Origin of the sequence: Runella sp. SP2, from assembly GCF_003711225.1 — a bacterium.
Lineage (GTDB): Bacteria > Bacteroidota > Bacteroidia > Cytophagales > Spirosomataceae > Runella.
The window spans coordinates 6,784,879-6,796,925 of record NZ_CP031030.1; the positions used below are offsets into that span (position 1 = coordinate 6,784,879).

Here is a 12,047-nt window from a genome sequence, read left to right on the forward strand (position 1 = left end):
TTTCAATCTCTTAGTCGTAGGCCGACAGGACGAGGGAAACAATTCTTTTCATTTTTTTTTAAAAAGAAGAAACCGACGATGGCCGCAGCGATAATCGGTGCAAGACAAATTCGGCAAAACCTCGTTCGTAACGGATTCGGCTGTGCTTACGTTGGGAGGCAAACGCTAGGATTTTTACTTCGGCAAATGCCAGCCTTCCTTCGCCCATTCGGCGAAAAATTTCTAGGGTGTCTCGGTGGCTGTGGGCATCCACTTGAAGTTGTACGCCAAAGGAGTCGCCCGAAGGCAGTGTTTGTGGCAAGGTGTAGAAAGTACTGTCGTTTGGCAAACGCACTTTTACCCAGACAGAATAGCGAGACTTTTTTGGAAAATAATCTTGCAGCGCAATTTTGTAGCTTTCTTGTATCGCCAAGTTGGACAGACGTAATTGGTACGCGTTTATGTCGTCCGATTGGTACGTCGATTGGGCATAGTTGGTAAGCCAGCCACAGCAGAGGGCAGTAATCAGTAGCGGTTTCATGATTGAAAAATGGTTTCAATCAGTTAGTCGCAATAATGGAACAAAAGGGAAACAAACTTATTTTTTTCGCCGCCACCACCAAACTCCCCCCAAAATTCCCAGCCCCAATAACCCTAAACCTAAAACAATAAACTGTAAACCGTCCATAGCCAAAGGGGCAGTGTCGCCGACCAATATCATTCCTGCCCATTGCGAGGGAAGGGCGTCGGCGGCATCACCTTGGTTCAGCCAGTCGAGTTTGGCGCGTTGGAGAGCTTCGTCCTTGGGAAGTCCTTGGTCTAAGTAGTGGTAAAATAGCTTGGTTAACTCGTAGGTTGGTTGGTCTTCTACGCTCCAAAGCGTGGTGATGGTGCTCGGGATTCCTAACGCCGCAAAGCCCCGTGCCAAGCTAAACACACCCTCTCCGCGCTGATTTTGCCCTACGCCAGTTTTGCAGGCGGAAAGTACCAGCAACTGCGCTGCAAAGCGGTCGGCTTGGGTAAGTTCAGACAGACGCAATGCCGCATCGTGAAAATAAATGAGCGGTTCGACGGCCTCGGTACTGTCGGCGTCGGCGTGGGTAAAGAGCTGAATCACCCGCGAATGAGGGGCATAACGCATAAACTGTGCCTTGGTGGCTTCGTTGTTTTTTAGCGTTTTTCCCCACCAAAACTTTTCTTCTACGGCCTCCAAAGCCGCGACCGAGCCTTTGAGCGATGCTTGGCGGAGCGATGGCTGAAAAGTCTCAGGTGCAAACCCAACGAAGCTACGGTGGAATAGTTTGTTACCCTGACGTAAGGAAGGGGCTAAATCTGTCTGGTTTTTTGCCAAAAAATTAGCCGAATAAGTGTAGCTAATGGCGTGGTATTTGAGCAAAAAATCGTTCTGGTTTGGCTGAACGAGCAAGGTCTCAAAGGGCAAAAACACGCCATCTTGGGAGATAATCACGCGTGAGGCGGTCATTCCAAGCGGCTTCCATAGAAGTTGGTAAAGCCGATGGGCCAGCGCACGATACTGCGGATAGTGAGCATTGAGGCGGGAGCGGTCGGCGCAAAGAGAAAGAAACTCGCTGGCCAAAGATTGGTAGTCAGATGGACGAAGGGAAAGGCGAACAAGTCGCGCTTTTTGGTCTAAACAAAAGGCATAAATAGCACTGTCGCCGACAAAGTAAGACACGAACCCCGCCGTGTGTCCCCCCGACCCATTAGTCGAGATGGATTTTTGAAACTCAGCGATAGTTGGGGTACTGTTGTCGTATTTGTAACGGTAATAGGCGGGGTTTGTTGATTCGAGTTGCTTGCGAAAAGCCTCAAAATCGTCGTTAAACTGTTCCAAACGGCGCTGGATACCGCTTCTTTTGGCGTCGTTGGCAGGCAGGCTGGCGAGTTGGTTTTGGAGATTAGCGATGCTGTCGCGTAGGGTACGTTGACGTTTGGCGCTATTTTCCGTCAGTTGTTGATTCGCCCCTAGTTCATTCAACTTGTCGGAGAGCAGAACGGCTTTTGATTTTTCAAAGAAACGAAACGCGGCCTCGGCATCGCCCGCCAAATAACTGGCTTCGATGGCACGTTCGTACATGCCACGCGTTTTTTGCCGCCAAAACAGCTTAGAGCCTTCCCCCACGTGTTCGTAACGCATAAAATCAATCATGCTATCGGCGAGGGCGTAGGTTTTGAGAGCGTTGGTCAGATGGCTTTTGGTGTTGGTCGTTTTGTAGTAATCAAGCCAAGTGTCGGCTTTGTCTTGGATGAGGGTGAGGAGGTATTCTTTGAAGGCTGCCTTTTGAATACTCTTAGCCGTTAGTTGAGACGTTCTAAGGTGCGCTCGAATGGTATTAATTCCCCACTCATAAGAAGATAAAGAATTAGGGAAAAGTTTTCTTGACTTATAACTTTTTCCTATCTGCGTTAAAATACGCATTTTTAAATAAGGTTCTTTAGCTGTATTAAGTGCAATTTTATAAAAATGGTCACCTCTGGGGTAGTTTTTTATAAAATCACTATATAGCAGTCCAATACTTGCATTAGATTCTGCAACTCCTTGTTCATCTTTGTGTAATTGGTAAATAATTAGGGCGTTTTTGTAATTTATTAGAGATTTGTTAAGTTGATTTAGTTTTTTCTGAATGTCAGCTAAGCGTTGGTAGTATGATGCTAAATCATAAAAGTCATTGCCTAATGTTTGCGCAATTTTGATAGCCTCTATGAGCATATTTTCAGCACTATTTAAATTTCCTAAATCGCTGTAATTTAATGCTTGGTGTGCTATGGATTGAGCTAGTGTTAATGTATCATTTTCTAATCTAGCAATAGATTCTGTTTTCTTATCATTATCTATAGAATGCCAATAATCGCCATATCGATGGTAAATACGAGACTGTAAATCATAGGCATACTTCCATTTTCCTTCAAATGATTTTGATTGTTCACCAAAATAAACAGATTTTTTTAGTGAATTCAATGATGCGTTATAATCAAACTTCCAAGTATATTCTAGTAAACCTAAATAATAATATAAGTCTGCAAAATCTTTTTGTGAAAATCTACTAGATTTAGTGCTGTTCAAAACAATAGCTTTGTTTATAAGTTTGTAGGCACTATCAGGTTTGTCAACAAAAATATAAGATGAGATAAGGGCTTTTAGTAATTTTATATAAGAAGAGTCGTTTGTGTAGTTGCATTTAACAAACTGGTAGTTATAATTTTGTAAATTATTTAGTTGACTTCCCCGTTTATTACTAATAATAGATTCTTCTAGTGATTTTATCAATACTCCTTTGGACGTACAAGGTTGACTATGGCCAAAGTAAGGAATTAAAAAAAGGATACCTCCAAATACTTTTATAAAGCATTTGGAGGTGTAGTGATAAAGTTTTGAGATGAATGTAGTTACATGTTGGGATTGCAAATTATTTATTAACCATAACACGTACAATTTTCGTATTTTGAGCATTCGGTTGTGAAGCAATATTCTGTAAAAAATTCTTGATATTGGCCTTGTTCTTATTATTGACATTGACTCCTAGAATAATTCTTGATACATTTTGGCTAATCCCTTGTTGAATTTTTGTGTATAGCCCATATAGGGTAACGGGATTGGGGTCAGATAGTTGAAGTTCTCTATTTGAAAATCCTAAACAGCATCTAGGGCCGCAGTGGACACATGGTTCTCCCAACATTGTTATCGCTTCATTAGGAATAGTTATCATACAGCAAGGGCCTATCTCAGGATTAGAACATTCAACACATGGTGTAATGGTTTCGCTATATTGGGAAGAGATACTTATTAAAAATACACTTTGTTTATCGTATTTTTTTCCTGACGACATTACTTTTGCGTTTGTTCTTATGAGGTATTTTTCTAACAACGCTTGTTTGGTTTTTGCAGGGGTTTTTGGATGGAAATAAACAATGTATTCAGTTTTGGCTCCTTTTTGACCGTGTCCTGATATACATATCTGGAGAAGAAAAAATAATACAAAAAGCTTTTTCATGAAAAAAATGATTTATGTGTTTTTTTTAGTTTCTCTCACTCCACATCCTTCCACCCCTCTAATTTATTCCTCTTTACTTCCTTGAGCAAATTTTGCGCGGACTTTTGAGTTAACGGTTCATTTTTCATCAAAAGCGCGATGGCTTCGTAAAATTTGCCAGGATTTGAGACCAAATCAGTGCGGGTGCCAAGGCGGTGAAAGTGTTCAATGGCTTGGTCGTATTCCTTGAGGCGAAGGGAAACAAGACCCGCATTTTTTTCTGCTTCGGCATTGGTGCTGTCGCGCTGGAGGAGTGCTTCAAAAATAGCCTTGGCCTTTTGCAAGTCGCCTTCGTTGTAACTTTGGATGCCCCATTGCAGGCTATCCGTTTCGGCATTTCCGAGTTTAAGCCCGTCGAGGGTCGAGAGGTTTTTTTCGATGTACGTACTTGCCCATGCTTGGTTGTAATCGCTTTCAACAACCGATTTTCGGAGCCATACGTACCAGCCAATGCCCAAGCACAAAACCACCGAAGCTGCCGCACTCAAGGCATAATAAAAACTGCGGCGACCTTTTTGTTGGAGTTGTTGCCCTAGCTGCGTCAACTCTTCTTTGCGGTGAGCGCGCGCCTCCGCTTGGGCGGCGGCACGGGCTTGCAGCCAAAAAGCGACTTCTTGAGCCAACGCTGGATTGGCCTTGAGTTCTTGCTCAAACTCAGCCCGTTCTGCTTCCGAAAGGGTATGATTAAAATAGTTTTCTATTCGTTCCATAAATAGCTCCCTAGTCCCCAAAGGGAGATTTGTATTTTTCTTTCAATTTTTCTAAACACCGTAATCGACTTGTTTTGGCTACGGCGGCGGTGTTGTAGCCCATCGTTTGGGCAATTTCTTCGTCGGAGTACCCTTCTCCCCACGCCAAAATCATCTCACGGCACTTGTCTCCCAAGGCCCGTAAGTGTTGCTGCAACGTTTCTATTTCACTTTCCACAATCAGTTTTCGTACGGCCGACTGCGTTTCGTCGGGTAGCCAAGCGAGCGCATCTTCCAAGCCAATGCTGTTGGTATGAACCTCCGCTTTGTTAGTCGTATTTTTTCGGATATTATCAACACATTTGTTCGTAAATATCTGAGTTAGATAGGTTTTTAACTCAGAACGCCCCTCAAAACGACGACTGACGACGTGCTCGATGACGGTCAAAATCGCGTCAGAATAAGCGCTTTCGGCATCGTCTTGGCTGATTTTGTGCTTGAAACAGGCTTCCCGAACGAGGTAGTGGTATTTTTCGTACAGTTTATTTTCATAGAGCCGCCTTTGGGTCGTTCCTGCTTGAAGACCTTGCAGGAGGGCGTCATCTTTTAAGACCTTATTAAAAATAAACATTCAGGTAGGGATAAGTGGATTTGCTGTCACTAAAGTGGTAAACGATTTCCAGAAAAACAAGTATTTCTTTTCCCAAATAGCCTTACTGTGCGTAGCTGCTGTACTTCTTTTAAACGATGATACAGTTCATTTCAAACCCTTGACTTCCAATGAAACACACACCTTTTTCCCGCCGTTCGTTTATCAAGACGGCGGCAGTGGGCACGGCTTCGTTGTCGTTGCCAACAATTATCCCTGCCAGTGCTTTTGGGGCCAATGACCGCGTACGCGTTGCCGTCATCGGTATCAATGGCCGTGGAAAAGACCACATTTCTGGCTTTTCAAAATTAGCCAATGTAGAAGTAGCTGCCTTGTGCGACGTAGATAACGTCGTGTTACAAGAAAGAGCGGCTGATTTTGAGAAAAAAAACAACAAAAAAGTCAAGACGTTCCAAGATTTGCGGAAGGTCTATGAAGAGAAAGAAATTGATGCCGTCAGTATCGCTACCCCTAACCACTGGCACGCGTTGGCGGCGATTTGGGCCTGCCAAGCGGGAAAAGATGTTTATGTGGAAAAACCAGGCTGTCATAATATTTACGAAGGTCGAAAACTCGTAGAAGCTGCGACTAAATACAATCGGATTGTGCAGCACGGGGTACAGTTGCGGAGTTCGGTGGCCATGCAAGAAGCCATCAAACACCTCCGCGAAGGACTGATTGGGAATGTCTATATGGCGCGGGCGTTGATTTATAAATGGCGTCCCGACATTGGCAATCAGCCCACGTCGCCCGTGCCTGCGGGGTTGGATTGGGACTTGTGGCAGGGTCCCGCCCAAGCCCGTGCTTTTAGTAAAAATTACGTACACTACAATTGGCACTGGTTTTGGGACTATGGCAATGGCGACATTGGCAACCAAGGCATTCACGAAACCGACCTCGCGTTGTGGGGCTTGGACGTAGGACTGCCCGAAGAAATCACGTCGGCAGGTGGGAAGTTTTTGTGGAATGACTGCAAAGAAACGCCCGAGACGCTGACGTCAACCTACATTTATCCCAAACAAAAAAAGGTGATTGAGGTAGAAGTACGCCCGTGGATGACGAATAAAGAAGATGGCGTGGAAGTTGGAAACTTATTTTACGGCGATAAAGGCTACATGGTTATCAACGGTTACAACGACTATAAAACGTATTTGGGGAAAGAGCGTACGCCAGGCCCTGCCCGCAAAGAAGGCGGCGACCACTACCAAAACTTTATTGATGCTGTGCGTGCCCACGACAAAAAACTCTTGAATGGCCCCGTGGAAACGGCGCATTTGTCGGCTTCGTTGGCGCACTTGGGCAATATCGCCTACCGCCTCGACCGCAAACTCAAGTTTGACCCAACTACCGAAAAATTTGTGGGAGATAAAGAGGCCAACGCGATGCTTTCTCGCAAATACCGCGCTCCTTTTATTGTACCAGATAAAGTATAGAATTCTTGATTCAGAATATCTAAAGCCACCCAAGGTTTCGGCCTGCGGTGGCTTTAATTTTTTAGATAATTGGCCAGCTCAGCGTTATTTTTTACGTAAAGTGAAGGGGCTTTGCCGATAAATTCGGTGAAGTCTTTGATAAAATGCGATTGGTCGTAGTAGCCATAATGGTAAATAAGGTCTTGCCAATCGTCTATTTTCCAGCGTTTTTGGGCTAGTTCGTTGCACAAATGCCCTACCCGACGAATGCGGGTGTAGTATTTGGGACTGACGCCTACTTTTTGCAAAAACTTCCGTTCAAACTGTCGGCGGCATACGTAAAGTTCGCTGATGACATCGTTGATGTTGATAAGTCCGCGTTTATCCACAATGAGGTTCGCGGCAAAGTCAGTACGGTCGGCAACGGGGTTTTTACGAAGAAACTGCACGTTGACAAATTGCTCCAACAGCGCCAAACGCTCACTGTGCGACGACGCCTCTTCTATTTTATCGCTGTATTCATCCACGCATTTTCCCAACACATCACGCAGGTTGGTTCGCTCGTCCGAAAACTCATACATCGGCATCCCAAACAACGTATGCAAGCCCGCAGGCCGAAAAACGATGCCCACCATGCCAATTTGTCCCGAAAGCTGTAACTGATAACTTTTGGTGGCTTGTCCCGTCAGGAAGTTTTTGGGGACGAGTCCGCCGTTTAGCTTTTGAGAAGTAACGCGGTAGGGAGTGCCATAATTGAAGATAATCGACGCAAAACCCGAAGGTGGCGACTCAACGGTGAGGGGCTTGGCCAGTGTTTTACTGTATTCCCAAATGTAGAAACATTCGACAAAGTGCTGTAGGTGCGTAGGTGGAGGAAACTTTCGGTAAAACATGGGGTTAGTCACGGTTTACCGAAAGGTAAGAATTAGTGGAAAAAACCTCAAAAACAACAACTATTATTTATCGAACGGTTACGCACCTGTCAATTGAGCCACAAAATTTTCGTGATTCCAGTTGATGGTTAAGTCCGTGATTTTGTCATTTTCATCAAAACGAAAAACGAAAATATGGTCGCTATTGAATTTCAACCCCTTGCTAGGCAGCCCCATAAATTCCTTTTCTTGCGTTCCAAAAATCGCCACTTTACACGTAACGGTGTCGTCTTCGGAATACATACTATCAACGGTGTTGTCAATGTCGGGAAAGCAGTCCATTAGTAAGCCCCAAACCGCTTTGCCAAATTCGCGGAATAGCCCTTTCCCGCCTTCACCCAGAGGCTGAAACCACACGGTTGCTTCGGGCGTGGCAAGGTTAATCATGCGTTCGGTATCAAGGTCTTGGTAAGCAGAGAAAAATTCGATGCAAGTGCCTTTGCGGGTCAGTTCCGCGATTGACTCGGTCGTCTTTGTTGTTTCCATCTTTTTTATTGTGAGGGTTGGAATGCGTTATTTCGGGTAATTAGGATGCGTTTTTACTTTACGGATTTGGCGTAAATGGCGGTCCACGTGTCCCCATTGAAAAATCAACACTTGGTGCATATTTCGGGGGTTGGGAGTACCAGTAAATTCAAAATGCGCCCGCAAATCAGCTTGAGTAGTCTCAACAAATGCAAGATTGATGGCATGATTTCGCAGAAAGAAAGCCAAATTATTTTTGCCTTCGACAAAGCCCGTTGGTTTGGTGTAGTCGGAGGCGTTATGTTTGGCGTCTTCCATGATAAACTCATTGTAATAGCTGTCGGGGCGGCTGCTGGCGTTGAGTTCGGGAGTTGGTTTGTTCCGAACCCCAATGCTGATTTCACGGTTCCAAATAATCTCCCACAAGGCCAAATGCTCCACAATTTCACCAATAGACCAGCGGTCGGCCGACTCATGAAACGCCCATTGGGCAGGGGTAAGGTTTTGGGTTTCTTTGACCAACTCATCCCGAGTTCGTTTCATATTATCAATCGTGTACTGACGGTCAGCGGCCGTCCACAATTTGGCTGCCGTATTTTCTTGTGCCTGTACAAATGCGACAGTCGTTGTCAATAAAAATAGGCAGAAAAATAGTTTTTTCATAAATGCTGGGGCTATGATTGTAAAAAAACGACTTGCTAAAACAACCCTTCGGCAGGAGGTTTAATGCCTTTGAGACGGAGATAAATGGTCGTTTGGCCGCGGTGGTGGCACACGTGTTCAAACGATTTTGCAAAAACACTTTCAACCGTTAGTTCTTGTCCAAAGACTTTCACTTTTTTCTCAAAATCAGCATCGGGTACGCCTTTCAACGCCTCAATGGTAAAATCAATGCTTTGCATGACGGTTTTGGTGACGGTTGCTTTGGAGTGATCGGCTGATTTTTCGGCTGAACCTTGATACGGACTGGCTTTGCCACTCGCGGCGGAAGCAAAGGCAAAGTTGGCGTCGGCGATGTGCATCATTTGCTGGGCATACGTACGAATTTCTGGCGTAGGCTGAAAGCCGTAGCCATCGTCGGGCATGGCGGCGAGGTATTCGGTCATAAATTTTTTACCCCGTTCCCAATCTGCCAGCAGACGAGACTTGGCGCTTTGGGCATAACTGAGTTGGCCCAATAGAGCGAACATCGACAGGAGTAGTAGTGATTTTTTCATAGAATTGGTACGTTTTAAATGTGATGGTTCAAAAGTAGTGGCTTGTTTTTAGTCGTCATTGTAAAAATGCGACATCTTGTTTAAAAGGAGTCGAGAGGGGCATTTAAACCAACAGAGCCGACTTTCTTAAAAGTCGGCTCTGTTGTCGTCAGATTTAAACAAAAGTGTTTTAAGAATAGATAGCTTCTTTTCCGAATTTTTTCACCAAAAGGTAGTAAACCACCACGCGGAGCTTGCGGTTAACACCTTTGAGCGTTGCCATGGTTTCGGCAATGGCAGCGTCGAGTTCGGGGCCATCGGTCAAGCCCAATTTCCCAATCAAGAAATTTGTTTTTACGCGCTCAAGTTCTTCGGGGTCAGAGGCGGCCACTAACGAAGAATCTTGGTTGTAAATCGAGGGGCCTAAGCCTTTTGCTACGGCAGAGACAAGCGCTTCGTCAGCGGCAACTCCCACACCCGTAAGTTGTTCGATAGATTTCTCTACTACTTCGGCAAATGCACTCATGGTAATAAAGTCTTTTTGTGGTTAAATTGAAATAGGATATACAAATGAATCGAATAATCGGAAAAAGCTTTGAAAAGTACAACTATTTAGTGCCTTTTTTTGATTCTTTTGTAAACATTCCAGCATTGGAGTACTTCGTAGGTAAGGTCGTAGTCGGTCGATAAGAGCAAAAACTCCTCGGAGAAGTCGCAGAAATACCGAAAACGCTCCAAATTTTCGCCACTCAGGTCGGTAGCCTGCCCCGCAATCATCCCAAAACGATAATTAGCCAAGTCGCGGCGGCGTTTTTCTTGCATGAGCATGGCCACTTTTCGGTCTTCTTTGGCCGATTTACTGAACAACTCATACAACAGCGTAATTGGCGACTGTGCCATGGATACGGCCTCCCCAAACGATAAATTCTTTTTGGCTTCGGGTTCGGCGAGGACTTGTTTGATTTCTTTTTCGAGTTGTTGCTCGCGTTTGGAGGCTACCCTTACTTCGGGGAGTTCGATGGCTTTGTCCAGTTTTTTGAGACGAAAAACGATTTCGTCCGCATTGCCATTCCAACGGAAAGCACCCCGTTCGTGGGTGAGACTCGCGATTTCAATCGAATCACCCACCGAAGCATCCAAAAAGAAAACGCCTTCTTTGTTGGTGCGCGTCATGTCGCGGTTTTTTAGGTTGGTAATGGTCGCTAGATTGACCCCTTTGCCCGTTGCGGCGTCCAACACTTTACCCAAAACATATCCTTTTTGGGCAAAAGTTTGTCCAGTTAATATACAAAAGAAGAAGAAGCAACAATATTTAAAGTAATTCACAGGTATAAAAGGTACGGAAATAGACTTAACGCCTGAAAGTTACAAATGTTGTTTGTTGTCTAAAAGCCATTGACGATAATCGCCGTGTTTAATTTGGACAAAAGCGTCGGTGGGTTGGCAATACAGATAGGCCCAAGCTAGTTGTTTCTGCCCAGTTTCGAGTAAAACGGGAATAGGCTCGCGTACGTATTCGGGCTGAGAATCATGAATGCCTTCATAGTAGTCGAGGCTGGGAATAACGGCGTTAAAGTCTGAAATTTCCCAAACTTCCCCGTGAACGAGTGAAGACGTATTTGAATTGAAAATGGCGCCAGGGTAACTACCCAAATCGAATAGCTGTCCAGTAAAGGTGGCTTTCCCTTGCCAAACGGCGTTTTTACGTAATTTTTTCGCAAACGGATTAGAAAACCCTTGCATCAATGTTCCGTACACAAATAAGAGTGAAATGGAGTTTCTTACGTTCATTCGGTTTGTAAAGGGTTAATTTTCAATGGAAAGTCCGAACGTCCAGCGAAAATCGTTTGATTGGCGTCCTGGTACAACGTAACTTTCGTAGGCATTTTCAAATTTTGTGCGCAGGCTAATGTTTTTATTCAAACGATAAGCCATAACAAGGGTGCTACTCCAGCGAAAATTGTTCCGCATCGAAATGGCAGGTTGTAAAAATAATACGCTGTTGATGGTAAAACGCCCCGATGACCCAGGCGAAAATTCTCCAAAAAAACGGGTCGAATTTCGCCATACATCAATGTCGGTACGTTCGATAAAATCGGTGGTTTCGTGTAGAATTAAATTGGTTATCGAAAGGTAAGCGCGTTTTTTCTGAATGATTTTTACCCCGACACCCGCGCCTTGCGACCAGCGGTTGTTGATTTGTCGCAGATTGCTGCGTTCCCAAGCGACAAAACCAAGTCCATAAACAATTTTTTGGTGCCAAAGCGAAGCGCGCAAATCGGCGTTAAACTCTCGCTCGGTGAGTTGGCCGCCTTGTTTCCCATAGACAAACGACGGGCTACTCGATAACTTAAATTTGGAGTTAGGCTTCCAATCCAACGCACTTGAAAATTGCAAGAGCAAGCGTTGAACATTGCCCGTCGAAGCGGTTCCATCGACAGTAAACTTTTGGTAAAAATGACTGCTGCTGTCTTGGTCGGCTTCAGCAACGGCATAGTTGGGGTCTTCTTCATCTTCATCGTCCGACGAAGTAGCGGGCTGAGTAGCTGGTGCTGTTTGTAAAGTATCTGGGACTTGGGCAAAAGAAGGCTGCGAGTACAGTCCTAAAATGAGTAGGGAAAAATAAACGATACGATTCATGTAGCTCAAGGATTGACTACAAAAGTAACTCAA

General features: G+C 44.8%; 14 protein-coding genes. 1 reads left to right on the top strand and 13 read right to left on the bottom strand.

Annotation, left to right across the window (positions count from 1 at the left end; translation table 11 throughout):
- Positions 1-58: 58 nt before the first annotated feature.
- The 5 genes from DTQ70_RS27280 to DTQ70_RS27295 all read right to left on the bottom strand — a co-directional run bounded on the left by DTQ70_RS27280 (position 59) and on the right by DTQ70_RS27295 (position 5,351).
- Positions 59-520, bottom strand: a complete 462-nt coding sequence (locus DTQ70_RS27280; protein WP_122933739.1) for a hypothetical protein — start codon at positions 518-520, stop codon at positions 59-61.
- A gap of 57 nt (positions 521-577) precedes the next feature.
- The gene (locus DTQ70_RS30910; protein WP_164490238.1) at positions 578-2,419 is read right to left on the bottom strand and encodes a CHAT domain-containing protein; all 1,842 of its coding nucleotides are present in this window, start codon (positions 2,417-2,419) and stop codon (positions 578-580) included.
- Positions 2,420-3,407: 988 nt separating this feature from the next.
- Positions 3,408-3,992: a hypothetical protein gene (locus DTQ70_RS30915; protein WP_164490239.1), complete on the bottom strand. Its 585-nt coding sequence runs from the start codon at positions 3,990-3,992 to the stop codon at positions 3,408-3,410.
- Positions 3,993-4,027: 35 nt separating this feature from the next.
- A complete protein-coding gene (locus DTQ70_RS27290; protein WP_122933742.1) occupies positions 4,028-4,741 on the bottom strand; it encodes a M48 family metallopeptidase in 714 nt (237 codons plus the stop codon).
- Positions 4,742-4,751: 10 nt separating this feature from the next.
- The gene (locus DTQ70_RS27295; RefSeq protein ID WP_122933743.1) at positions 4,752-5,351 is read right to left on the bottom strand and encodes an RNA polymerase sigma factor; all 600 of its coding nucleotides are present in this window, start codon (positions 5,349-5,351) and stop codon (positions 4,752-4,754) included.
- A gap of 149 nt (positions 5,352-5,500) precedes the next feature.
- Here DTQ70_RS27295 and DTQ70_RS27300 point away from each other — a divergent pair, with 149 nt between their 5' ends.
- Complete coding sequence (locus DTQ70_RS27300) at positions 5,501-6,802, top strand: Gfo/Idh/MocA family protein (RefSeq protein WP_122933744.1); 1,302 nt, start codon at positions 5,501-5,503, stop codon at positions 6,800-6,802.
- 53 nt (positions 6,803-6,855) lie between these two features.
- Here DTQ70_RS27300 and DTQ70_RS27305 read toward each other — a convergent pair whose 3' ends face one another.
- From DTQ70_RS27305 to DTQ70_RS27340, 8 genes are all read right to left on the bottom strand, one after another.
- Positions 6,856-7,674, bottom strand: coding sequence for a DUF6597 domain-containing transcriptional factor (locus DTQ70_RS27305; protein WP_122933746.1), 819 nt, complete (start codon positions 7,672-7,674; stop codon positions 6,856-6,858).
- A 78-nt stretch (positions 7,675-7,752) separates the two neighbouring features.
- Entirely contained in the window at positions 7,753-8,199 is a 447-nt protein-coding gene (locus DTQ70_RS27310; protein ID WP_122933747.1) for an ester cyclase, read from the bottom strand.
- Positions 8,200-8,226: 27 nt separating this feature from the next.
- Entirely contained in the window at positions 8,227-8,841 is a 615-nt protein-coding gene (locus tag DTQ70_RS27315) for a DinB family protein (protein WP_122933748.1), read from the bottom strand.
- A 35-nt stretch (positions 8,842-8,876) separates the two neighbouring features.
- Positions 8,877-9,395 carry a DinB family protein gene (locus DTQ70_RS27320; protein ID WP_122933749.1) on the bottom strand — a complete coding sequence of 173 codons (519 nt, stop codon included), beginning with the start codon at positions 9,393-9,395 and terminating at the stop codon, positions 8,877-8,879.
- Between the two features lie 169 nt (positions 9,396-9,564).
- Complete coding sequence (locus DTQ70_RS27325; RefSeq protein ID WP_122933751.1) at positions 9,565-9,900, bottom strand: DUF2853 family protein; 336 nt, start codon at positions 9,898-9,900, stop codon at positions 9,565-9,567.
- Positions 9,901-9,986: 86 nt separating this feature from the next.
- Positions 9,987-10,622 carry a hypothetical protein gene (locus DTQ70_RS27330; protein WP_122933752.1) on the bottom strand — a complete coding sequence of 212 codons (636 nt, stop codon included), beginning with the start codon at positions 10,620-10,622 and terminating at the stop codon, positions 9,987-9,989.
- Between the two features lie 117 nt (positions 10,623-10,739).
- Positions 10,740-11,165 (bottom strand): gamma-glutamylcyclotransferase, encoded by a 426-nt coding sequence (locus DTQ70_RS27335; RefSeq protein WP_122933753.1) that lies wholly within the window; start codon positions 11,163-11,165, stop codon positions 10,740-10,742.
- A 15-nt stretch (positions 11,166-11,180) separates the two neighbouring features.
- Positions 11,181-12,014 (bottom strand): DUF481 domain-containing protein, encoded by an 834-nt coding sequence (locus tag DTQ70_RS27340; RefSeq protein WP_122933754.1) that lies wholly within the window; start codon positions 12,012-12,014, stop codon positions 11,181-11,183.
- Between the last annotated feature and the right edge of the window lie 33 nt (positions 12,015-12,047).